Source organism: Halobacterium sp. GSL-19 (assembly GCF_016917855.1).
Lineage (GTDB): Archaea > Halobacteriota > Halobacteria > Halobacteriales > Halobacteriaceae > Halobacterium > Halobacterium salinarum.
This window is the reverse complement of record NZ_CP070377.1, coordinates 49,726-72,328: the sequence shown is the minus strand read 5'-3', so window position 1 is coordinate 72,328 and position 22,603 is coordinate 49,726. Positions and strand designations below refer to the sequence as shown.

Here is a 22,603-nt window from a genome sequence, read left to right as displayed (position 1 = left end):
CACGGGGATCACCGGCCGCCACCAGCGTGCCCACATGGCGGCGTTCATCGCGGGGAACCGAGCGCAACGGACGCATCGAGGGGCGACAGGAGCGCTTCGACACCGCCGACTGCGTGGCGATGACCCGCCCGATCCGTGACATCGCGAACGAGAGCGGACGTTCCGCGGCCGCGGTCGGATACGCGCTGTTCGCGTGCGACGCCCACGTTCGTTCGGGCACGCTGTGTTAGCAACGTGGACCGTCAAACGCGGCTTGAATGGTATTTTTTAATACTGAGTGCGGACTGGGTTGTTATATGAGCGTTGTCAGCGTCTCGATGCCCGAAGAGCTGCTCGAGCGACTCGACGACTTCGCGGACGATCACGGATACACCGGTCGCAGCGAGGTCGTCCGGGAGGCCAGCCGAAACCTGCTCGGCGAGTTCGAGGACAAGAAACTGGAGGGGCGGGAGCTGATGGGCGTGGTCACTGTGGTCTTCGATTACGAGACGACGACCGTCGAGGAGAAGATGATGCACCTGCGCCACGAACACGAGGGGTTGGTGGCGTCGAACTTCCACAGCCACGTCGGCGGTCACCACTGCATGGAGCTGTTCGTGCTGGAGGGGTCACTGGAGTCCATCTCGACGTTCGTCGGGAAGATCCGCGCGACCAAGGACACACTGACCATCGATTACTCCGTGCTTCCGGTTGACGAGTTCGGGGGGCTGGCTGACGTGAGCTGACGCGCTACGTGTGTTGGGCGATCCAGCGCCCGTCTTCCTCAGCGACCAAGCCGTTGTCCTGGAGGTCCGGGAGGACACGAAGGAGCGTGAGCAACGGCAACTCGAGGTCGGCTTTGAGGTCGTCCAACGTTGCCCCACCCTGGGTCGCGAGATAGAGGTAGACGAGCTTCCGACGGTTCGAGTCGATGGCACGAACCGATGACACGACGCCAGCTGACTGCTCGTCACGTTGCGTGCTCATATCCGACGGCAGTACTTCGACGATAATAAAACTGGCCTACCACGTCTGTCGAAATCGGTGGGCGACAGGAACCGCCACAAGCGAAGCGACACGCTGGGCCGTCGACAACGGCTGTGGAACTGCGTGGAGCGACGGCCACAGCAATGCCGTAACTCCTTACGCGTGGAGGGCCGACGGGGCGTCAACTGACGGCATCGTGCTCGCGGGCCCAACCGCGAGCACGTCACCACCGCTGCACCGCTGCAGCGTGTGAAGGGTGGAGGGAGAGAGGAGAGACTGTGAGACCGAACGCTGCGATGTGGATTGCCGACACCCCCACTGCACGCACGTTCGAAGCCTCACGATCGACACGAGCACGGGAAGCCACATAAATCAGTGTCGGCGTTCTCTGGCGCTGCAAGTGCCCCGGAACGCACAGGGCAGTCGAACGCCGATCCACGGACCGGCTGACCGCCGGCCGGGATGTTACAACCGGTCGAACGCTTCGTCCACCATCTCCCCCGTGGTGGCGACGATGTCCTGCATCTCGCTGTCGTCGGTAGCCATCCCGAGGAGTCGCGCGATGCGCATGATCGAGACGTGATAGACCCGCTGGCGGCCGGGCGATTCTGCCCAGATCACCACGTTACACGGCATCAACGCGCCCAAGCGGTTGTCGGTCGCGTCGAGGGCGCGATCGGCCACGTCGGGGTGACACGCGCCCAGCACGTAGTAGGGGTCGCGGTCGGCGTCGATCTTCTCGTTGAGTAGTTCCGCGGGCGAAAACTCCACGGGGACACCGAAGCCGGCATCCGTGAATACGTCCCGGACGTGCTCGATGGCGTCCTCGTGGGACAGCTCCAGTGTCGCCTGCTGTTCGCCGATGTCAGCGGGGTCGATGGCGGCCGGGTCGATGGGAAGCATTCCGTGTGGTGTATCGACCAGGCCGGACAAAACGGTGGCGAGAACAAGCACCGCGCGCCCGACACCTCAGCGAGCGAAACAACCGACTCACACCAGCCGAGAATATTGTCTCCATAGCGCACACCCGGGGCGGCGGGTAGCGCCGCGGCGACACCGCGCCAGGCGAACGGGTACGGCGGTACAGCACGCCGACTGGAGCCGGCGAGTCGAGACACCCGGACGGAGCCAGTGCCGGACGGCTACAGCCCCGATCGCGGGGTTGTGTGCGCCGGCCCGCGCCGGGAATTGTATAGAGTTTACACAAATCTTTTGGTGTCGAACCGGCTAGAGGAACCCAACGCCAATGCCAGATTCGATGGCTGAACAACTCCGCCACGACATGACCTGTGACGGGCTCTTGGAGTGTTTCCACGGCCTCAAACAGCTCGATAAGGGCGTGTTCCAAGCGCTCGTCACCACGAGCGACGCACTGACAGTCGACGACATCGCCGAACGCGTGGACCGCGAGCGCTCGACGGCCTACCGCGCGGTTCAACGCCTCCTCAGCGCGGGACTCATCCAGAAAGAACAGATCAACTACGACCAAGGCGGCTACTATCACGTCTACGAGCCGACCGATCCCGCCGAGATCGCGGACGACATGCAGCGACTGCTCAACGACTGGTACGCCAAAATGGGCCAGCTCATCCAAGAGTTCGAAACCAAATACGACCGCACGGACGCCGGCGTGCAGTCCATCGAAGGCTGAGCGCGCCCCACCAGTGGCTGCGCTGCCGCCCGATCGTGAACTGATTGCCGCCCCGCGACGAACTGCTGGCGTGGGCTGATCGAGTGCCCCGGAACCACAGATCGACCACCACCACAAGCGTTATTTTGCCGGTTGGTGATGGATAGATTATGAGTTCTGGCTTCTCCACAGGCGAGCGGCGATACCTCGCGATCGGTCTCGGTGTTGTCTCTGCGGTCGCGTGCATCGCCGGGATTCTGGTGTCCGATGTCTCCATCACGTTCAAGCAGCCGGTCTATCTCGTCGCCACGCTCGTCGCGTTCGGGCTCGGAGCCGGGACTACCGTGGGTCTCTCGTGTTATCTGTTCATCGACCAGTCAGTGTTAACGCCGATGCTCGGCGCTAGCTACGTCGTGGCGGTGGTGATCGGGCTGTTCCTCGGCGCCCAATCGTCGGACCCGCTGTTGGCCGTGTTCCCCGCTCTTGGGTTCTTCACGATCATCGCGGGAAGCATCGAGTACGTGGTCCGGTCCCTGATCGGGGAGTTCGTCGGGATGATCGCGCCGCGACCGCTCGTGTGAGCGGTCCTGGCAGCGACCGGAGTCGGCAGTGTGGCTCGAATACCGGGAGTCAACGAGGGGACCCAAACGGCGTCGCCTGGGTTGGGCTCCGTGTCGCCCGACTGCTTGAAACGAGCGTGTAGGCGTGGGACCAATCTTGTCTCGAAGCGTGGAGGCGGTCGCTCGGCCCTCGGTCGTCGTAAACAGTGGCTGACGGTCGTACTCGTCTATCTGCGTCTATCGACGTAACTCGATGTGGTCACCGACCACCTACACAACGGACTCAGTGAGCGCAACCTATCGCTCGCCGTTGTCATCGTTCTTCAGCGGACAGTCCTCGTTCGGTTAGTGAACAGTATGCATTCCGAGATCGTCACAGTCGGGATCCAAATCGCCAAGATTCACACCGCACCGTCCGTCCATGCCACAGCGGAAACCGTCCCTGAAGAGAGATCTCACAGATATCCTGACGGGGCAGACGCAAAGTATTATTGCGTCATCCTACACTTGTGACTGCTCTGTTTCCTCTTTCGCCTCTTGCACAACCTCGTCTTCGACGATTTCCGACCCGGAGCGGTCCTTGTCGGATTCAGCGATGCCCAGAATCGTCTGAGCTCGAAGGCTAAACCCGGGATCTAACTTATTGAGTCCGCGTTTGAGCCCATCTGCTACTTTCTCGCCAGAGTTTGTGAGTCGAAAGATGTGCATCCGGTCGTCCTCTTCCAGCTCCGCGAGGTCAAGATCATCTAGTGACTGCATGATCTCTGTGAATCCTGGATCGGTTGGGCCCCAGCGTTCCCTCGCAAATCCCCAGTCTTCTTCTTCGAGTGCGTTCACTCGATACTTGTAAAGAATCTTCTGGTACTTCAGTTCCCCATCAATTTCTCCATCGAACTCATTGAGCATGAGGAGGTGTGGATGGTGCTTCGCCTCTTCGTCTTTCATTATGCGTACCTCCCGAGAGATGCCTGAATCTGCTGCCGAGTTAGCTGTCCCGTCTTCGGGAATTCCTCCAACATCTCTTCCCTGGAGGAGGTGCAGATGAACTGCTCGTCGCACGTCTGGACAAAATCAAGGAGATTCTCCCGGCCTTCCGTGTCGAGGTTCGAGAAGGGTTCGTCGCAAACGATTATCGACCACTCAGTCGCTCCAGCCTCCCGGACAAAGCGATTGTACGCAACTGCAAACGAGATGTTCATGAAGAAGATTTCTGCGTCGCTTAGGTCTCCTGCGCGATCGTACTTTCGAGGTCCTTCAGATCCAGGAATCTCGATTTCCCCATCCTGTGTCATCTGGATTTCCAGTCCGATCTCACCGGCCATTTCCTCGAAAACCGCCTGCCACTCATCGGAGAACTCGTTTATCTCGGCATTAATGCTCTCTCTCCGCATTTCTTCAACCTCGTCCTGAGCCTCTTGCAGACGCTCCTCCGAAGACTCCAATTCGTTTTCTAGTTCCTCAATCTCGGTTTCTCGCTCTGAGATTGTCTCCTCGGCTTCCTCAATGCCCGTCTGATAGCGCTCTAGCTCCCTTTCGGTTTCTTCAACGATACTGGAGAGGTCGTACTCGTTATTCCGGATGACTCGTTCAATCCGGCCGTCAATGTCGCCAAGCTCAGGTTGCTGTTCCCGAATGTCGGCGATGTCTTCGTTGACCTCTTCAAGCTCAGATTTGATCTGCTCCAGGGCGCCCTCAATTTCTTCCAACTCTTCCTCAGAGTGGCTAATTTTCTCATCAACATCTGCCTCTATGTCATCATGGCGCCCGTCAACGGCACAGAATGGGCACCGATACCCCAAGCGTTTCTTAGCCAATTCCGGATCGACATGGCCGCTACAGGCAGGGCAAACGAAGTCGTTGACCGCTTCAGCGATGATCTCATTCCGCTCCGATTCTCGGTAACGTTCCCACTGTCTTTTATTTTTCTGCTTACTTCTCTTCTTTTGCTGAAGAAAATCTTGCTTCTTCGATATTTTCGAGAGGTTTTCTTGAAGTGCTTCGTCGGACTCTATTATTTCAATGATGTCTTCAAGCTCACCTGACTCTGCAAGTTCTCCTATTCGCTGGTACTTCTCTAATTGATTTTCGCTGCTACGAAGGTTGTTCTCACGCTCGGCCATATCTTCACGTTTCCGACGCAAACTCCCCTCAATCTCTGTAATCCGTTCCTCCAGTTGGGAAATTTCTTTTTCAGTCTCCTCAATGCTCTCCTGGGTATCTTGGTCAACCGCAGACCGGACGTGGTTTAGCCTATCATCTTCCGAAAGCCGAGAAAGGGGCATTCGGTCGATATGGGTATGGACGAAATGGGTTTTAATTAGATCCGTACTCGTGACCTCCGTAGACAGATCTTCCGCTAGCCACTCCGCAAGTTCTTCCTGTGCTTCGTCGTCACTCTTTTCGATATCGCCGTCTCTGAACCTCGCACCCAACTTGCCTCGGCGGAACTCAACGCCGTCGGTGAATTCAAGACTCACGTTATTGTTCCGTCCAGTGGACAGGTCAATCGTCTCTTGTGCGCCGAGAAGATTGTATAGAATTGCGTTGAATGTTAGGGTCTTCCCGGTTCGATTACCGCCTTGAATTAGCAGATTTTCTCCCGCAATATTCGTGTGCTCGAATCCTTTGTACTCATCTTTTGCAAACTCCCGAGAGTGAAGTTCGTTTAATTTCATCTAGTCAAACATTACTGGAGTCATTAGAATAATCTTTCTGATTTTTATAGCTGGTAACACACATAGTACTGCAGCAGAGAGGGCAGCGGCTGCGAGCAGGCCGAGTGTTTCCCGTTGCCCTACTAACAGAATTGCATGGACCACGAGTGCAATGGTAACAATCACCCCAGAATAAAATATGCAGGTGTATTGGAAGACTTGGCGGTCAAACTTGTCGAAATGGTCTTTCTTATCCTCATTGTCAAAATAGAACTGCCCTTGACTATTCTTTTCCTCAATGTCTCTCTTCGCACGGAGAATAAATGGAAACGAGATAAATGCTATTGCCTGCTTGCTGAGCAAGTTCAATATGAGCGCAAATAGGAATCCGAAAACCGCTGCTGCCAGCACTAACTCGTTTCTGGCAATATCCGGAAACCAGTAATTTCCAATCAAGTAGCTAAGGATCGTCACGACGGTCCCGCCAGGCCCGGCCTGTGTTATGATTCGGATTAGAGACACACTATCCGAGTTCTATGTTTGCCAGTTTATTATTCCTGTCCGAGAGCACGCTCATCAGCTTCTAAGTATTTCTCAGAGAACCGCAGGGAGTTTCACGCGCTCAGAATTTGATTCCAAGATGTGCACACGGATCGGCGACCCTCGTGTCCATATATCACCGGTCGCGTGTCCGGCGAGCTGGTCGAGGCTGCGGCGAGCAGGTAGATCACGCCCGATTCCCAGCGAATCACCCCGTCGGGGAAATGGATGGGCCCTGGCGGATTTGAACCACCGCTCACCCGGTGTCCCACAGCGCCGCCGCATGCGACGGCACTGGTATGAGCCGGGGGCTTTGAACCGGACTAAGCTAAGGGCCCGCTGGCGATGGCTACCACCGGGAGTGTCTTTAGGGTATCGAACACTAGTCGGCGTACGAGCTGGCTGGCACGGATCGAAGAGGAAGTGACGCCGCCACCAGGGCTCGAACCTGGGACAACGTGGGTAACAACCACGTGCTCTACCAACTGAGCTATGGCGGCTCGCACCCTATCGTAACCCGGGGATTTTGAAATGGCTTTCGTTTCCCGGGCGGGGAGTCCGGGCATCGACACGGCTTAGACGCGGAGCGCCGAACGAGGCGTATGACCGACGCCGCAGCAGTCATCGAGCGCGTGCGCCAGCGCGTCGATCCGACGCCCGCCGAGCGGCGCGCGCTCGCGGCGGCTGCCAGCCGGCTCACCGAGCGCGCCGAGGCCGCGATCGCGGAGCTACCCGTGGCCGCCGACGTGGTACAGGTCGGCAGCACCGCCCGTGGCACGTGGGTTGCGGGGGACCGAGACATCGACCTGTTCGTGCGGTTCCCCAGCGACCTCCCCCGCGAACAGCTAGAGACCTACGGCACGACCGTGGGCGCGGCGGTGCTGCCGGACGGCCACGAGGAGTACGCCGAACACCCCTACGTGACCGGGACGTTCGAGGGCTACGCGGTGGATCTGGTGCCGTGTTACGACGTGGCGGCGGCGACCGAGATCAAGTCCGCGGTGGATCGGACGCCGTTCCACACCACCTACCTCCAGGAGCGCCTCGACGACGACCTCGCCGCCGACGTGCGGCTGTGCAAGCAGTTCCTGAAAGGGATCGGCGTGTACGGCAGCGACCTCCGCACGCAGGGGTTCTCGGGGTATCTCTGCGAGCTGCTGGTCGTCGAATACGGTGGCTTCCAGGCGATGCTGGCGGCCATCGAGGACTGGCAGCCGCCCGTGGTGATCGACCCCGCAGCCCACCAGCAGGCGTCGTTCGACGATCCGCTGGTGGTCGTGGACCCCACCGATCCGGAGCGCAACGTCGCCGCCGTCGTGTCGGCAGCGAACGTCGCCACCGTCCAGCACCACGCCCGCCGGTTCCGCGCCACCCCCAGCGAGGACGCGTTCACGCCGGCGTCCCCGGCTCCCCTGGATGCGGCGGCGCTGCGCTCGCACATCGACCGCCGCGACACGACCCCGCTGGCGGTGGTGTTGGACGCCCCGGACGTGGTCGCCGACCAGCTCTACCCGCAGCTCTATCGGTCCCGTGATGGGGTCGTGCGCGGGCTCCGCGAGCACGGCTTCGACGTGGTGCGGGCGGCCGCGTGGGCCGACGAGCGCGCGGTGGTGTTCGTGGGGCTTGCGAGCGCCGAGCTGCCGGCCGTTGAGCGCCACGTCGGCCCGCCGGTCTCCGTGGGCACCCACGCCGAGCGGTTCTACGAAACGTACGCCGACGATGACGGCGTCTACGGGCCGTTCGTCGACGACGACGGGCGGTACGTCGTGGAGCGCGACCGGGACGTGCGGACCGCCGGTGGGTTCGCGCGCACCGAACTGGGGACGGTTGCGCTGGGCGCGCGGATCGAGTCCCGGGTGGCCAGCGGCGACTACGACGTGTACGTCGGCGATGCCGTTGTGGAGGCGTTGCTGCCGGAGTTCGAGAGTGAGCTGGCGGCCTACGTCGACCCGAAGGCCTGATGCGTGTCCCGGACGCGCTCGAAGAGGTCGCGCACGCTGTCACTGACGTCGTCCTCGGGCTCGGTTGGGTCGCGCCCGTCGAAGGTCTCGTGGACCGTGCTGACGCCGTCGGCGAGCGTGTCGAGGCTGTACCCGCCTTCGAGGACGAACGCCAGCGGGGCGTCCGTCCGGGCGCTGATGCGGCGCACACGGTCGGTGAGCATCGCGTACCCCTCCGTCGAGAGGTGGAGGCGTGAGATCGGGTCGTGGTGGTGGGCGTCGAAGCCCGCGCTCACCACGAACAGATCCGGGTCGAACGCCCGGATCGCGGGCGCGATGAAGTCGTCGACGGCGGCCGCGTAGTCGGCGTCCCCGGCCCCGGTCGGGAACGGGAGGTTCAGCGTCGTGCCCGCGCCGTCGCAGTCGCCGGTCTGTGCGACCGACCCGGTGCCCGGGTAGAGGCCGTCCTCGTGGATGGACGTGTAGAAGACGTCACCGCGGTCGTAGAAGATGTCCTGGGTGCCGTTGCCGTGGTGGACGTCCCAGTCGAAGATCGCGACCCGATCCAGCCCGTGGGCGTCGAGAGCGTGCTGGGCGGCGACGGCGGCGTTGTTCACGAAGCAAAACCCCATTGCGTCGTCGGTGATCGCGTGGTGGCCGGGGGGCCGCCCCAGCGAGAACGGCGTGTCGCGGCCGTCAGCGCCGTCCAGGGCGGCGTCTATGGCGTCCATCGCGAGGCCTGCGCTGGCGCGGATGGCCGGCCACGTGGACTCGGTGGCGGCGGTGTCGGGGTCCCAGCTGCCGCCGCCGCGCTCGCAGAACGACCGCACCTCGGTCGCGTAGTCGGGATCGTGGACGGCCGTGATGTCCGATAGGTCGGCGTCCGGGGCGTCCTCGTAGGTGACGCCGTGGCGCTTCTGGAGGCCACGCTTGATCGCCCGGAGGCGGTCGGGGCTCTCGGGATGCCGCACCCCCGGGTCGTGTTCGAGACACGCCTCGCTGAATCCGAATCTCATTCCACGAGCGTGACGTACGTCTGTATGTCTTCGGCTTGGACGGTGCGGCGGCCGGCGTGCTCGGCGAGCACCGCTGCGCCGTCAGCGATGTCGGCGGCGTACGCCTCGAGCACGCCCGCGAGCGCGACGCGTGCGTCCTCGGACACCCGGAACCGGTCGTCGATCTCCAGGCGGGCGATGCGGTCGACGGGGGCAACTGGGAGTGCGAGGTCGCCGCGGCGGTCCGGTGCCGTGTCGTCGCGCGGGCGCACGACCCCCTCGAAGTCGGACGCCATCAGGGTTTTTCGGCCGTCCTCGCGTGCGGCGGCGGCTGCGTCCACGGCGAGGATCGCCCCATGACGCTGGATGCGGCGCGCGAGTTCCTCGGCCGCGCCAGCGCTCACTCGCAAGTCACCCGCGTGCCCCCGGATGAGTGAATCCACCGGGGCGAACGGGAGTTCGACGCTCATGCGTCACATCGTGGCGCTCGCACGCTTAATTGTTTCCGTTACCTCGACGCGAGTCACGACTCCGTGACGTCGTCGGCGTGGAGCCGGCCGTCGTCGAGCGAGCCGCGGACGGTGACCTCCTGGCCGAGAGTCACGTCGGCGTCGGTGGTGACACTCATCGTCTCCTCGCCGTCGTCCAGAATCAGCGGGTCCTGGGCCTGCACGACGACGCCGGTGAACTCCACGGGCGTGTCGCTGTGTGGAGTCTGTGTGTCGGCCGCGTCGTCGGTGGCGGCGGGCTCGTCGTCGCTGTCGGCACCGAACGCCGCCAGCCCGCGGTCGGGGCCGTCGCTGCCGGCGGCGGCGTCGTCCTGGGTGCTGTCCGACAGCGGGATCACCGACGCCTGCCAGCCGGCCGACGCCTCGATGTCGTCCTGCCAGCCGTCCTGGATCTCCACGTCGAGGGCCGCCACTTCGTCGCCCGGGCCGACGTCCAGATCGGCCTTTTCGCCCCACAACGCAACCCGAATGTCGCCGGTGTCGTCCTGCAGGCGGACGTTGCGTACCTGGCCCTCGCTGCCGTCGTCGCGGTCGAACGTGCGCGTGGGGTCGACCGACCGAACGACGCCCGCGATGTCCGCGGTGTTGTCCTGTTCGAGGCTGTCGATGGACGTGGTGTCCGGAACGAACGACACGTCGGCGTCCGGGACCGGCGTGACCGCGCCGGTGTCCCCGACGTGGAGTTCGAGGCTGCCCTCTCGCTCGCGGACGTATCCGTCCACGATCTCGACGACGGCCCCGGCGTCGAGATCCGTCGCGGTGTCGGCCTGGTCGTCCCACAGGGTCACTCGCACTCGGCCGGTCTCGTCGCCCACCACGAGATTCGACACACGACCCTCGCTGCCGTCGTCACGGTCGAACGTCCGGACGGCCTCGGTGTCCAGGACCTCCCCGACGAGGGTCACGTCCGAAACCCCCAACGAGAGGTCGGCGGCGTCGTATTCGTCCTGGATCTGGACGTCGATCTGCTCGTCGGCGTCGAGTTCGACCTCGTCGGCGCTGACCTCCAGGCCGTTGTAGCCGTCCGTCGGCCGCCCCTTGATGCGGAGCACGTCCCCGGGGGCGAGGTCGTCGGCGGCCGCGGTGGCCTGTTCGTCCCACAGCGAGACCCGGACGTCGTCCGTTTCGTCGGCCACCGTGACGTTCACCACCCGCCCCTCGGCGGCCGCATCGTCGTCGTCGTCGGCGTCCTCGCGGTCGAACGTGCGGACGTCACCCACGCGGGTGACTTTCGCGATGAACTTCACCTCGTCCATCTCGGAGTCGATGTCCGCGACGCCGTTCACCTCGCCGTCGTCGATCCCGTGGGCGATGAGCATCGCCGCCGTCTCCTCGTCGGCGAGCCCCCCCATCTGTTCGACCTTCGACTCGACGGCCTCCCGGAACTCCTCGATAGACACGTCGGTGTCGAGGTCAGCGTACACGTCCTCAATCGCGCCCATTGTCGGTTCAGGCCAAGGCGACGGCCACCATAAGCGTTTACGGTGTCCCGATGGGTGCAGCGCGTGCGCTCGCCCACCACCATGAAAACGACTGTCATCGGGCGGCACGATCGTAACCGCTTTACGTAGCCCCGGGCTACACCTGAGTGAGTCCGGATAGGGTAGTGGACTATCCTCTTGGCTTGCGGAGCCAGGGACCGGCGTTCAAATCGCCGTCCGGACGTACCACCTTTCTGCTGTCTGGCGGTTTCCTCTGTCTCCGACGATGGAGACAACGTATGATCGGAGCCAACGAGGGAGCGCCAGGCAAGCAACCCCGGGGCTGTCGGGGGGTCCCGTTCATTCATGAGCCACGGTAGCACAGCTCGCAGAACGAGAAATTACGGACTACGCGGAGCATCGGCGCGCATACATCAAGTGTGTCCTGGACTTTAGCAAGGACCCTGGATCGGAAGGGGACTACGCGAAGTCAACTGCTCTGATTTGTTTTTCCCGCACTGACCAGTTTTACCGGCGTGTGGGAGCAAGAAGGACGCTACACAACTGCCGTAACACACGAACACAAAGGTGATGGCCGAGAATAGCAATGAGTTCAATCCTACTACAGAGGATCTATCGGTGCAGCACTCGGCTTTGCTGCCCTCTACTGATACGTGACACTGAACGAAGCCACAGATCCTCGGCTGAGTTCTTCCATTCTAATTCTGTGACGAACGGGCAGATATGGCCTTGGTGAAGCAACTCCACAACGATGCAAGAGTGACCAGCAGATGATGGACGATTGTGTCCACGCCTCTGGTTGAATACGTCGGAAGTGGGATGAGATACGCACCTCTGACGGAGCCAGTTTGGGGAGATGATCATCCGGAAGGTCTGTCGAACGAACAGCGCGACGTTCCGAGGGAGGTGCGTGAAGAGAGAGGACAGACGTTCGAAAATACTAGCATTTGACACACAGCACCTGTGTTATCTCTGATCATCAGCAGATCCACATGAGGTGGAGAGGATGTGCAATGATACCCATTCAGATCTTGTGCATAATCCCATGTTAATTAAGGATCTCAAAAACAGAACGCGCCATTGAAATAAAGAGAAACAATTTGCAAAATAATTGGTATTATGGCCGAAACACTGGCTTCCCAGATTTTATCTGCATCTATCGGGTAGGTTTTCGTTTCTCTAACCCTCTGTAAATTTATATACTTTTGAATGTATTTCAATGACTCATTTGAGTCGCTAGTAGTAGTATATGGGAAGAATTCATCATCAGAACCAAGAGAACGAACCTCCTGTGATATTTCATCCAATTTATCCTGCTTCTCTTTGTACATATGACGATGTAGGATCCATATCGACAAGAGGAACAAAAACATGCCCGCGATCCACGATATTACGAAAAATCCGATAGAAAAGTTCCCTGGGCCTGTTGGTGCCGCTCTAATTCCGGTAATTGGGCCGATAATGGTAGTCCCTGTCCACAGAGTCAATCCCGCGAAGTAAAGAGAAGTTGAAGAGATGGCTAAATCTCCTACACATCCCATCCCACCGAGATTGTTTAGATCTGAGAAATCTAACGGTACGTTTTGGCGACTAATTGAGATCGACACGAAAAATATTCCATGTAAATAAACAACAAAGAATTCCGATATTACTGGAAGATAAAACAAAGGTACCAGTAACAACCATTTAATTCCGCCGATGAACTGTCCTTCAGTACGTAGAAATTGGGGCAGGCGTGCAATTAGAAATACAGCATATGCGATTAGTGATAAGATGTATATACTGATCCGAAGATATTTAATAGTAGGCACGGGCAGATTAAAGTTGGTCTTGCCGACATGTCTTGCTGCATGCAAATATTTTTCGCGGATTCGATTGATTCCGTACACTCCAATTAGTAATCCAACCGGCACGAAGATCCACCACGGATAGTCAATCAACGGATGAACAGTTTCACCATTGTTGAGTATATACCCTATTGTTGACAATACTGGAGCATCAATGATAACGACAAGCGTGACGAAAAGGTACGGAGCATACTCATCAGTTCCGAGTAACTTCGTGGACAGGGAATTAACTCGTAAACGAGAGGGGGCCTTCTCAACCCACAGAGAGTATGGTTCCAGACCCGGCATATTAAGCAAGTATAACACGTATTCGGTTAAAAACCTGGGCGATCCTGCTGTCTTCTACCCCTCCAGGCAATTCTATGACAATCGGGTGACTTCCGACCAGCAAGGGTCAGGGGATACGATCAGTGAATCCACGGACAATCTGCAGAGCCCATACGGCTTATGACATTCCTGAAATATTTCCGGGGTCAAAGTGACCCGTTCTGAGAGGAGGGAAAGAAAGCACGATATACAAACGACGCTCGAAAGAGTCGATGACAAAACTATGCTCGGGCGAGACGGGGGAACCCGGCGGACGACGGTAGGATTCACCAGTGGCTTCGTTGTGCTTTCGTGGCTTGCGGAGCCAGGGACCGGCGTTCAAATCGCCGTCCGGACGTTCTCACAGTGCTCACCCGGCGAGCGCCGGCTGTGCGCTGTCGGCGTGATCGGCCGTGGGCGCGGCGCTTTTTCCACGTGGCCGCCAACGCAGCGGTATGGATGCGCCACTGCGTGCCGGGATCGCCGTCTACAACGCCGGCCACCACCGGGCGGCCCGCGACGCCCTGGCGGACGGCTGGTTGGCTCGTTGCCGGGACGACGACGCCGAGCGCCACTGCACAGCAGCCCTACGGGCGTTCGCCGCCGCGGTCGTTGCGGCCCACGATCACGACCCACAGGCGGTGCGCGCGCACTGCCGACACGCCCGCGAACAGTTCGCGTGCTGCCCTGAGGATGCGGGCGTCGACGTCGGGGCAGCGGACGCGGCGCTCGACGCGCTCGCCGACGACCCGGACCGCGTCACCGACGCTGGAGCACCGCCGCTGGTCGTGTCTGGGACCGCGATCACGCCGTCCGCGCTCGGCCCACCGGCGGCCGTGGAGGCCGCGGTGGTGCTGGCCGACGCCGCCGGCTACCAAGCGGACGAGTTCAAGGCCGGCGTAGAGTACGCACGTGAGGAGCTTGCCGACGGCGATTACGGCGCCATCACGGGGTTGCTGTGTGACTTCGCGGCGGACGCCGACCACCGAGCGATGATCGCGACGCGACTCCGACAACACGTCCGCCGGAAGCAACGCCGGGAGGCGGACGTCGCCGGACTGTTCGACTGATCTCAGACGGCGTGGACGGCGATCACAGCCGCGACACCGAGCACGACGATGCCGACGGCGCGAACCACCCACTGCATCCAGCCGGGGATCAGTTCGGTGCCGCCCGCGGGGCCGTCGTGTCTGCGCCGCCGGGTCGACCCGAGGAACACCGACAGGCGTGCCACCGTCGTCGGGGCGGCGACCATCGCAACGCCGAGCACACCCCCGAGGACGACGGCGAGCAGCTCGCGGAGGCCAGCACCACTGTCACCGACGATCTCGATCACAGCGCTACGAACGGAGGCGCTGGATGCGCTTCTCCGTTGGCGGGTGCGTCGACACGAGTTTCTGGAGGACGCTCGTGTCCGGACTGGAGATGCACAGCGCGCTCACCTGCTGGTCGAGCCCGTCGTCGTTGCGCTGGCCGCGCTGGCGCCGCCCCCGCCCGCGGGAGGTGCGCTGGCGCTGCTGTTGGGCGGCCTGCTCGTTGCCCTGGCTGATCTTTTCGAGGGCGCGCGCGAGGGGTTCGCCGGTCCCGATGGCGCGGCGCGCGTCCGCGTCGGCGACGTACTCGCGGTAGCGACTGATCGCGAGCACGAACAGCGTCACGAGGAACTGCACGAGGTTCCCCACGACGATCGCGAGGAAGAAGTCCGCGAGGTCGTTGTCGCCGGAGAACAACACGATGTACTGGGCGACGATCCCGACGATCGACGCGATGCCCTGCCCGAGCTGCATGGTCACCACGTCGCGGTTGGCGATGTGCGAGAGTTCGTGGGCGAGCACGCCGTCGAGCTCCTCGTGTTCGAGGATGTCGATGAGCTCACGCGACACCACGACGGTGCCGTTGCCCTTTCGGCCGACGGCGAACGCGTTGGGGACGCCCATGTTCGCGACTTTGAGCGTCGGTTTCTTGATCCCCATGTCGCGTGACAGCGACTCCACGCGGCGGTGGATCCGGGGGAACTCCTGTTCGTCCATGTCCTCGGCGCCGACGCTGCGCAGCGCCATCCACTTCCCGACTTTGTACTGGACGCCAACGAGCACCACGCTCCCCACGATGGCGATCGCGAGGATGGTCTGGTTCTGACCGAAGAAAAACCACGCGGCAGCGATCGCGACCGAGTAGAACGCAAAGAGGATGGTGCCGACGATGGCCATCCGTATCTTGAGGCCGGTATTTCTCATACGAGCCACACTAGTTCGTCATGGCATATAAATCCAGTTGGGGATAGTGAGCCACGCACCGTCACGGCCGCGTGGGCGATCCGAACACACGGACGAGTGCACCCACCACGAACTCCGTCGAAACAGCGCCCGATGGAGGACCAAGGGCGTATGATTTATCCCGTGACCAGATCCAGGGAGTGACGTGATGAATGCTCAGGAGAGTAAAGCTGAGGTGGCTCAATGCTAGAGATACTTCTGGTGTATGTTATCGTTAACCTCATTATCGCGACTGTGGTCTCGTTTCACGCCGCAAAGCGTGGGAAATCAGGATATTTCTGGATAGTGTTCTTCCTCGGGATTATCGGCGTCTTGTTATATGTGGCTGATATGTCGGGAGCCGATACTAGTGAGCGAGGAGCGAACAGTGCAGCATATAGTGGCGGATCACACGAGACGAAATCCATCAGAGAGAAAGGTGAACGTGATTCTCTGTCGGCGGTCTACGACGAGCTGCAGGCAGTAGGAGAGGCCGACGCCGAACACTTCATCGAACACGTCTACCCAGTCTACCCCGCCGGGTATGGGTCCGGAGAAAAATGGTGGCAGGAGTTCGTTTCCAGGGAGCTGGGTTCGTTCTCCGGTGTTGAACCGCCAACCCAGCATCAAGTGACCTGGATTCATCGACCAACAGTCAATCAGCGACGCGGCTCCGGCTCTGCGAGGAGCGCGTCCACACCCGACAGCTGGCAGACCCATCCGGATGCGGAGTTCATGCATCGGGAGATCGGGAGTAGAGCGAGGGGATTGTACGTCGAGGTGTCGGATGGCGATCGGACGGGGAAGTTCTTCGTGGATGGGACTGTGCGAGCTGAATCACCGCAGTTGAAATCGGACCACGGAGAAGACTGGGTGAGTGAGGCCAGGTCCTACCTGAGAAGCGCCTATTAGCAGGGTGGCCGCCTGTCGGTCAGGCGATGTCAGCGCGGGCGAACGAGAGATAGCCGAGTACAGGCGGGACGAGATCCACGAGACCAGTACGGCGACGCCACAGGTCGGTTCGAGTGGCGCAATTGCGTGTCCCTTTGCGCGAGAGTCCCGACAGGGGACGGTAACTCGGTCAGCTTCAACCGTCACGTCTGAGATATTATCGAGGTGCGCCACCGGCTGCGGGTGGACCGGCAGGTCGGCGACCGTCTCGTCAGTCCACTGCGTTCTGAGGGTGGTGGTTTCGTCCACCGACGCCGTCTTGCCGGCCTGCATCACACCCACGCGGTCGCTGACTGCCTCAACCATCAGACGACAGCCGAGAGGGGGAGCGAACAGCGACTGGCTAGAGGGTGCTGGACAAAGTACGCGAACGCTGTGATGGCGCTCGGTGCTGTCGGGGTTGTCTTCAGCGCGCCCCACACCAACCACCGACGGTCCCGCCACGCGTGCTCCTTGGCGACGTGTTTCCCGAGGAGACGATCGACGGTAGTGAGCGCACGGAACGCTGCTGAAGACGCGGGGGTCACAGCGCGCTGTTACCTGCTGTCAGCCGTCTTCTCGTCGCCGTCCCACTCGGCGGAGTTGTCACGGGGCTCGTAGCCGAGCGCGTCTTTGGCACGCGCCAGCGAGTAGTATTTGCGGTCGTTGTCCGAGATGCCGTAGACCACCTCGTAGTCGTAGTCCGCGCTGAGACAGCGATCAATGAGGTGCGCGCAGTCCCGGGGGGACAGCCACATCGCTTGGCCGCGCTCGTAGTCGATGGGCGGGTGGCCCGCGGTGAGGTTGCCGATGCGAACGGCGGCGAACGTGAGGCCGTGCTCGTCGTGGTAATACCGGCCGAGCGTTTCGCCGGCGGCCTTCGAGACGCCGTAGAGGTTCCCCGGACGGGGGCGTTCGGTGCCGTCCAACCGGAAGTCGTCGTCGCTGCGGTAGAGGTCGGGTTTGCGGTCCGTCTCGTAGTGGCCGACGGCGTGGTTCGAGGACGCGAACACGACGCGGTCGACACCGGCGGCCAGGGCGGCGTCGAGGACCGTCCGCGTGCCATCGATGTTGTTCCGCAACACGCTCTCCCAGGGGGCTTCGGGGCGGGGGTCGCCGGCCAGGTGGACGATCGCGCCCACGTCGCTGGCGGCCTCACGCACCGCTGTTTCGTCGGTGATGTCGGCCACCACGAACTCGTGGTCGGGGTCGTCGGTGGGCGGCTCGCGGTCGAACAGCCGCCACGTGTAGTCGTCGCCGATGCCGCCGAGGATGGCTTGCCCGACGCGCCCGGAAGCGCCCGTGAGGAGGACCGGCTCGTCCATTCGAGTAGTCATCCGCCCGACTGGGGCATCAATGGTACGGTTCGGTCCGTCGGGCCGGATGCCAACAGTGCTTAGGCGTGGCCGCCCCCAGCCGGGGTATGGCGACTGACGCTCAGCAAGCCTGTTTCGAGGCCGGAATCAAGTTCGGCGCGCTCTACCACCAGTTCGCGGGCACGCCGGTGAGTCGGGCGAGCGCGCCGAGCCTGGAGACCGCGATCGAGGAATCAATCCGAAACCAGCCGTTCTGCGAGGGCGTCGCCGTCGACATCAAGACCGACCGCTTGGACGTCGAACACGGCTACACGGAGCTCACGGGCGAGTACATGGACGTCGAGTTGCGCATCGACTACGAGGGCACGACGGTCGCCGCCGAGATGGCGATGGACGACGGGTATCCGTTGATGCGGCTGGCGGAGATCGACCCGTAGCGCGGGCGTGCTTTTAACCCAGCGGCGGCCGAACGCCGGGAGTATGAGCCAGTCATCGCTGGACGACGACGAACTGTTCGGGGAGGCCGCCGAGGAGATGCGGGCCGAGGTGGAAGGCCACATCGAGGCCGCCCGGGACGCGCTTCCGGACGACGACGCTCTCTGGGAAGTCGACGACGGAGGCAACACGCTCGGGGTGCTGAACACGCTCAAAACGGCGCTCAACACCGAGGAGGTGGCGTCCCACGTGCGCGACGCGAAGAAGGCGTTCGTGATCGGGCAGCGCGCGGACGCGTTCGACGGCGACGACCTCGCCGACGACTTGGCGGCCATCGAGGACGTGCTTGCGGACCTCGAAGCCGCCAGCGAGCACGCGGGCGCGCTGGCGGAGACGCTGCCGGAGCTGCGAGGCGCGCTTCCCGACGAGTAACCACGCGCCGGTTATCGGTGTGGCAGTGGAGCCGTCGTGTCGCGGTCCGCGACGGCGGCGAGCAGGGCACACAGCGACTCGGTCGCGGCGTCCAGCAGCGCCGCCCCGCGATCCGCGTCGCCCGCACGGGGGTCGCCGACAACGCCGTTGTCGGTGAACGCCGCGGCGTCGGCGGCGAGGTTGGCGTGTGACACCCACTCCCCCCAGGCGTCGGCGCCGTCCTCGGCGGCCGCCTGGACGCGGTCCTCGCGGATCAACTCGGGGTCGGTGTGCCTGAGAAACGCCGTCTCCAGGGGGCCGGCGTGGCCCATGTCGCTGCTGTGGTCGCCGACGGCGTCGAACCACGTGAACGGCACCGCGTACGCGTCGTCCTGGCGCGTGATCGTGGCACAGACTTCGCCCAGCGCGGCGGTGTTGCCGCCGTGCCCGTTGACCACGACGACGCGATCCCAGCCGTGGCTCGCGAGGCTCCCCACCACGTCACGGACGGTGGCGCGGAACGTGTCCGGGGCCACCCACAGCGTCCCTGTGAACTGGCGGTGTTCCGCCGACACCCCGACGGTGATCGGCGGCGCAACGATCACCTCGCCGTCCGAGTAGGCGTCCGCGCCGGCCGCCGCGACCGCGTGAGCGGTGATGTGATCGGTGCCCAGCGGCGCGTGTGGGCCGTGCTGTTCCGTGCTGCCGACGGGCAGCACCGCGAGATCCGTGTCGACGCCGTCGGCGTCCGTCCAGGTTGCGTCTGCGAGCCGCATACGCGACGGCACGCGCCCCCGGCGCTTGTAGGCTGCCATCCACCGGCTAGTCGTCGTCCTGGTCGTCGACGGTCGCCTGGCGTTTGGCCGCGCGCTCGATGAACTCGTCGGGCAGCTCGTCGATCTCGCCGGCCTGCACCCCCCAGAGGTTCGCGTACAACCCCTCGTCGCCGAGCAGGTCGGCGTGGGTTCCGCGCTCGACGATCTCGCCGTCCTCCAGGACGACGATCTGGTCGGCGTCCTTGATCGTGGACAGCCGGTGGGCGATCGAGAACGTCGTGCGGTCCTCCGTGAGGCGGTCGAGGCTGCGCTGGATGAGCATCTCCGTCTCCGTGTCCACGTCGCTGGTGGCCTCGTCGAGCACGAGGATCTCGGGGTCTTTGAGGATGGCCCGCGCGATGTCGATGCGCTGGCGCTGCCCCCCCGAGAGCTTCACGCCGCGCTCCCCGACCTCGGTGTCGTAGCCGTCCGGGAGGTTCTGGATGAACTCGTGGGCTTCCGCGGCCTTCGCGGCGTCCACGACGGCCTCGCGGTCGGCGTCGAAGGTGCCGTACGTGATGTTCTCCTCGACGGTGCCGTAGAACAGGAACGTGTCCTGGCTGACGTAGCCGACGTGCCGGCGCAGGCTGGGCAGCGTCACCCCGGAGATGTCCTGGCCATCGACACGGACCGCGCCCGCATCGACGTCGTACATCCGCAACAGGAGCTTCAATACCGTGGATTTCCCCGCGCCCGTCGGGCCAACGAGCGCCAGCGTGTCCCCGCCGTCAACCTGGAAGTCGATGTGCTCGACGATGGCGTCGTCGTCGTAGCCGAAGCGCACGTCGTCGTAGACGACGCCGCCGTCGTCAACGACGAGCTCGTCGGCGTCCGGGTTCTCCTCGATGCGGGAGGGCTCGTTCATCAGCCCGAAGATGCGCTCGCTGGACGCGCGCGCCCGCTGGTACATGTTGATGATCTGGCCGAACTGCGCCATCGGCCAGATGAACTGCTGGCTGAGCAGGATGAACGTCACGAACTCCCCGGGGTCGAGCGTTCCGGAGAAGAACATCGGCGGGCCGGTGGCGACCCAGATGCCGCCGATCACGAACGTCAACACGAACCCCACGCCGGAGATGATGCGCAGCGCCGGGAAGAACTTGATGCGGATGGTGATCGCCCCCCAGTTGGCGTCGAAATACCCCTGTGAAACGTCGTCAACGCGGTCCGACTCGTAGCGCTCGGTGTTCGACGTCTTGATCACTTGGATCCCGCCGAGGTTGTTCTCCAGTCGGGAGTTCAGATGCCCGACTGACGACCGCACGTCGGCGTACTTCGGCTGGATGGCGTTCACGAACCGGTAGGTGAACAGCGCGATGATGGGCACCGGCAACATCGTGAGAACGGCGAGTTGCCAGTTCACGACGAAGAGGTAGACGCCGATCGCCAGCACCATCACGGACAGCCGGAACGCCGAGTTCAAGCCGTCGTTGAGGAATCGCTCCAGGCGGTTCACGTCGTTCGAGAGGATGGACATCATCTCGCCGGTCTGCTTGGTGGCGAAGAAATCCATGTTCAGGCGCTGCATCTTGTCGTAGGTGTCGGTCCGAACGCGGTGCTGGATGTGCTGGCTGAACGAGTTGAACCCCCAGTTGCGGATCCAGTGGAACGCCGCCCCCAACAGGAACGACCCCGCGATCAGTCCCCCCATGAACAACAGCCGGTCGGGCTTGCTGCTAGGCACGACTGACTGCGGGAGGAACGGCAGAAACGCCTTGTTCCCCTGGATGACGGAGTCGATGGCCAACCCGAGCAACACGGGCGGCGCGAGATCCAACACGCGCGCAAACACCGACGCCAGAACGGCGACAACTGCCTGAAAGCTGTGATCGCGCCCGTACTCGTCGAACAACTGCACCATGGCGTTGTCGACGTCCGCGCGCTGCTCCTCGAAGGGATCGTCGTCACCCTCGTTGTCCGGTGCAGTACTCATGTTCCTGACCGAACGTGAGCCCCCGGCAAAAGCGTTTCCTACGAATCGAAACACGCCGGTTGATTGGTTACTCGCCGGCCGCAGGGATCCGCACCCGATCCCCAACCGAGACGTTGTGCGCGGCCGTCCAGTTGAGCGACACCTCAAGCACCCACTTGCCGTGCCCCTCGTAGCGGGTCAACGGCCCGTCGCCGTCGGGGACCGTCGCGTGATGGATGCTCGTGATGTTGCGGTCGGCCCCCACGTAGATGATGTCGATCGGGAACGCCATCGACCGCATCACGTACGCGCGGCTGCCGGCCCGCTCGTGCACGAACAACATCCCCTCGTCGGCCGACAGCGACTCCCGAGTGCTGAGCCCGGTGTAGCGCTCGCCGCGCGTCGCTGCGACCGCGACCGCGACGCTGCCGTGTTCGACACCCGTGTCCGCGTCGACGACGGTGACCGTCGGCGCATCTCCGGACTCCGGGGTCGATGGGGGGTCCTGGGCGGCCATCGGCGGCCCACCACAGCCGGCACCGACGACGAACGCAGCGACAACGAGGACGGTCCACCTCATGCCGATGTGTACGCCAGCGGCGGCTTTGGTCGTTGCGGCGAAAGGAAACCGTTTTTGCGACCGAACGGCACGATACGGGTACGGGTTCGTGGTCTAGTTGGTCATGACGCGGCCTTTACAAGGCCGAGGTCGGTGGTTCGAATCCGCCCGAACCCACTCGTCTGCTGCAACGAACGAGCGTGGGAAGCGAGGGCGGTTCGGACCCTGGAAGACGAACGACGTGAGTCTTCATCTGGTTCGAATACCCCTCTCTCGCCCGCTAGTGGGCTTTCACCAAGTACTGCCGGAGGTAGTCCTCACGGAACATATCCAGCCTTCCCAGCCACCAAACTCCATCACCAGTCTCGGCTCAACCTCACGCTCATACAACAACGTCTCCCCGGTTCTCGATGTCGACGGTCGTTCCACTGCTGGCTGACTGGGCCACGTGCTGGCTGTCGAAACGGCTACGCAATGCGTGCACGTCCGGATTCTGCTGGGCGGTCACTCTACACTAGCCAGGAGTCAGTCACGACAGAACGGAGGGCAGCAGAACCGCTGGGAAAGCCCACATGGATGGG

General features: G+C 62.4%; 24 protein-coding genes and 4 tRNA genes. 11 read left to right on the top strand and 17 right to left on the bottom strand.

Annotated features, from left to right (window positions below):
- Positions 1-26 precede the first annotated feature (26 nt).
- Positions 27-230, top strand: coding sequence for a hypothetical protein (locus tag JT689_RS02040; RefSeq protein ID WP_205251366.1), 204 nt, complete (start codon positions 27-29; stop codon positions 228-230).
- Between the two features lie 66 nt (positions 231-296).
- Complete coding sequence (locus JT689_RS02035) at positions 297-725, top strand: CopG family ribbon-helix-helix protein (RefSeq protein WP_012289104.1); 429 nt, start codon at positions 297-299, stop codon at positions 723-725.
- Positions 726-729: 4 nt separating this feature from the next.
- Here JT689_RS02035 and JT689_RS02030 read toward each other — a convergent pair whose 3' ends face one another.
- Positions 730-966 carry a hypothetical protein gene (locus JT689_RS02030; RefSeq protein ID WP_010902060.1) on the bottom strand — a complete coding sequence of 79 codons (237 nt, stop codon included), beginning with the start codon at positions 964-966 and terminating at the stop codon, positions 730-732.
- A gap of 465 nt (positions 967-1,431) precedes the next feature.
- Positions 1,432-1,869 carry a DUF302 domain-containing protein gene (locus tag JT689_RS02025; protein WP_205251365.1) on the bottom strand — a complete coding sequence of 146 codons (438 nt, stop codon included), beginning with the start codon at positions 1,867-1,869 and terminating at the stop codon, positions 1,432-1,434.
- Between the two features lie 343 nt (positions 1,870-2,212).
- Between JT689_RS02025 and JT689_RS02020 the strand changes: the two genes are divergently transcribed.
- Together JT689_RS02020 and JT689_RS02015 are read left to right on the top strand one after the other, a co-directional pair.
- Positions 2,213-2,617 carry a helix-turn-helix domain-containing protein gene (locus tag JT689_RS02020; protein WP_205251364.1) on the top strand — a complete coding sequence of 135 codons (405 nt, stop codon included), beginning with the start codon at positions 2,213-2,215 and terminating at the stop codon, positions 2,615-2,617.
- A gap of 149 nt (positions 2,618-2,766) precedes the next feature.
- Positions 2,767-3,177 carry a hypothetical protein gene (locus tag JT689_RS02015; protein ID WP_229373387.1) on the top strand — a complete coding sequence of 137 codons (411 nt, stop codon included), beginning with the start codon at positions 2,767-2,769 and terminating at the stop codon, positions 3,175-3,177.
- Positions 3,178-3,657: 480 nt separating this feature from the next.
- On the opposite strand, the gene JT689_RS02010 is transcribed toward JT689_RS02015, so the two are convergent.
- From JT689_RS02010 to JT689_RS01990, 5 genes are all read right to left on the bottom strand, one after another.
- Positions 3,658-4,101 carry a hypothetical protein gene (locus JT689_RS02010; RefSeq protein ID WP_205251363.1) on the bottom strand — a complete coding sequence of 148 codons (444 nt, stop codon included), beginning with the start codon at positions 4,099-4,101 and terminating at the stop codon, positions 3,658-3,660.
- Complete coding sequence (locus tag JT689_RS02005; RefSeq protein WP_205251362.1) at positions 4,101-5,831, bottom strand: ABC transporter ATP-binding protein; 1,731 nt, start codon at positions 5,829-5,831, stop codon at positions 4,101-4,103. The genes JT689_RS02010 and JT689_RS02005 overlap by 1 nt, the downstream gene beginning before the upstream one ends.
- Positions 5,832-6,284 (bottom strand): hypothetical protein, encoded by a 453-nt coding sequence (locus JT689_RS02000; RefSeq protein WP_205251361.1) that lies wholly within the window; start codon positions 6,282-6,284, stop codon positions 5,832-5,834.
- A 295-nt stretch (positions 6,285-6,579) separates the two neighbouring features.
- Positions 6,580-6,688, bottom strand: a tRNA-Ile gene (locus JT689_RS01995).
- 89 nt (positions 6,689-6,777) lie between these two features.
- Positions 6,778-6,850 (bottom strand) — tRNA-Asn (locus JT689_RS01990).
- A 102-nt stretch (positions 6,851-6,952) separates the two neighbouring features.
- Between JT689_RS01990 and cca the strand changes: the two genes are divergently transcribed.
- Entirely contained in the window at positions 6,953-8,311 is a 1,359-nt protein-coding gene (gene cca / locus JT689_RS01985; RefSeq protein ID WP_205251360.1) for a CCA tRNA nucleotidyltransferase, read from the top strand.
- Here cca and JT689_RS01980 read toward each other — a convergent pair.
- The 3 genes from JT689_RS01980 to JT689_RS01970 are packed head-to-tail and all read right to left on the bottom strand — an operon-like array spanning position 8,290 to position 11,236.
- On the bottom strand, positions 8,290-9,306 hold the full coding sequence (locus JT689_RS01980) for a histone deacetylase (protein WP_010902051.1): 1,017 nt from the start codon (positions 9,304-9,306) through the stop codon (positions 8,290-8,292). The genes cca and JT689_RS01980 overlap by 22 nt on opposite strands.
- The gene (locus JT689_RS12470; RefSeq protein ID WP_205251359.1) at positions 9,303-9,755 is read right to left on the bottom strand and encodes a histone family protein; all 453 of its coding nucleotides are present in this window, start codon (positions 9,753-9,755) and stop codon (positions 9,303-9,305) included. Before JT689_RS12470 ends, JT689_RS01980 begins: the two co-directional genes overlap by 4 nt.
- A gap of 53 nt (positions 9,756-9,808) precedes the next feature.
- A complete protein-coding gene (locus tag JT689_RS01970) occupies positions 9,809-11,236 on the bottom strand; it encodes a single-stranded DNA binding protein (protein WP_205251358.1) in 1,428 nt (475 codons plus the stop codon).
- Positions 11,237-11,386: 150 nt separating this feature from the next.
- Between JT689_RS01970 and JT689_RS01965 the strand changes: the two genes are divergently transcribed.
- Positions 11,387-11,459: transfer RNA gene (locus JT689_RS01965), tRNA-Arg, on the top strand.
- Positions 11,460-12,297: 838 nt separating this feature from the next.
- On the opposite strand, the gene JT689_RS01960 is transcribed toward JT689_RS01965, so the two are convergent.
- Positions 12,298-13,371 carry a hypothetical protein gene (locus tag JT689_RS01960; protein WP_205251357.1) on the bottom strand — a complete coding sequence of 358 codons (1,074 nt, stop codon included), beginning with the start codon at positions 13,369-13,371 and terminating at the stop codon, positions 12,298-12,300.
- A gap of 473 nt (positions 13,372-13,844) precedes the next feature.
- Here JT689_RS01960 and JT689_RS01955 point away from each other — a divergent pair, with 473 nt between their 5' ends.
- The gene (locus JT689_RS01955) at positions 13,845-14,459 is read left to right on the top strand and encodes a hypothetical protein (protein WP_205251356.1); all 615 of its coding nucleotides are present in this window, start codon (positions 13,845-13,847) and stop codon (positions 14,457-14,459) included.
- Positions 14,460-14,461: 2 nt separating this feature from the next.
- Here JT689_RS01955 and JT689_RS01950 read toward each other — a convergent pair whose 3' ends face one another.
- Both JT689_RS01950 and JT689_RS01945 read right to left on the bottom strand, forming a co-directional pair.
- Positions 14,462-14,725: a hypothetical protein gene (locus JT689_RS01950; RefSeq protein WP_229373386.1), complete on the bottom strand. Its 264-nt coding sequence runs from the start codon at positions 14,723-14,725 to the stop codon at positions 14,462-14,464.
- A gap of 4 nt (positions 14,726-14,729) precedes the next feature.
- Positions 14,730-15,599 (bottom strand): M48 family metalloprotease, encoded by an 870-nt coding sequence (locus JT689_RS01945; protein ID WP_010902046.1) that lies wholly within the window; start codon positions 15,597-15,599, stop codon positions 14,730-14,732.
- 249 nt (positions 15,600-15,848) lie between these two features.
- On the opposite strand from JT689_RS01945, the gene JT689_RS01940 reads away from it, so the two are divergent.
- Positions 15,849-16,556, top strand: a complete 708-nt coding sequence (locus JT689_RS01940) for a hypothetical protein (RefSeq protein ID WP_205251355.1) — start codon at positions 15,849-15,851, stop codon at positions 16,554-16,556.
- A 575-nt stretch (positions 16,557-17,131) separates the two neighbouring features.
- Here the strand turns inward: JT689_RS01940 and azf are convergent.
- Positions 17,132-17,899 (bottom strand): NAD-dependent glucose-6-phosphate dehydrogenase Azf, encoded by a 768-nt coding sequence (gene azf, locus JT689_RS01935; RefSeq protein ID WP_205251354.1) that lies wholly within the window; start codon positions 17,897-17,899, stop codon positions 17,132-17,134.
- Positions 17,900-17,997: 98 nt separating this feature from the next.
- Between azf and JT689_RS01930 the strand changes: the two genes are divergently transcribed.
- Both JT689_RS01930 and JT689_RS01925 read left to right on the top strand, forming a co-directional pair.
- A complete protein-coding gene (locus JT689_RS01930) occupies positions 17,998-18,327 on the top strand; it encodes a dihydroneopterin aldolase family protein (RefSeq protein ID WP_205251353.1) in 330 nt (109 codons plus the stop codon).
- Positions 18,328-18,370: 43 nt separating this feature from the next.
- Positions 18,371-18,757, top strand: coding sequence for a DUF5790 family protein (locus JT689_RS01925; protein WP_136361073.1), 387 nt, complete (start codon positions 18,371-18,373; stop codon positions 18,755-18,757).
- A gap of 11 nt (positions 18,758-18,768) precedes the next feature.
- Here JT689_RS01925 and JT689_RS01920 read toward each other — a convergent pair whose 3' ends face one another.
- The 3 genes from JT689_RS01920 to JT689_RS01910 form a co-directional block, all read right to left on the bottom strand.
- On the bottom strand, positions 18,769-19,512 hold the full coding sequence (locus tag JT689_RS01920) for a creatininase family protein (protein WP_136361072.1): 744 nt from the start codon (positions 19,510-19,512) through the stop codon (positions 18,769-18,771).
- Positions 19,513-19,558: 46 nt separating this feature from the next.
- Entirely contained in the window at positions 19,559-21,484 is a 1,926-nt protein-coding gene (locus JT689_RS01915) for an ABC transporter ATP-binding protein (RefSeq protein ID WP_205251352.1), read from the bottom strand.
- A 67-nt stretch (positions 21,485-21,551) separates the two neighbouring features.
- Complete coding sequence (locus tag JT689_RS01910) at positions 21,552-22,043, bottom strand: DUF192 domain-containing protein (RefSeq protein WP_205251351.1); 492 nt, start codon at positions 22,041-22,043, stop codon at positions 21,552-21,554.
- A gap of 82 nt (positions 22,044-22,125) precedes the next feature.
- Here JT689_RS01910 and JT689_RS01905 point away from each other — a divergent pair.
- Positions 22,126-22,199 (top strand) — tRNA-Val (locus tag JT689_RS01905).
- The last annotated feature ends 404 nt before the right edge of the window (positions 22,200-22,603 follow it).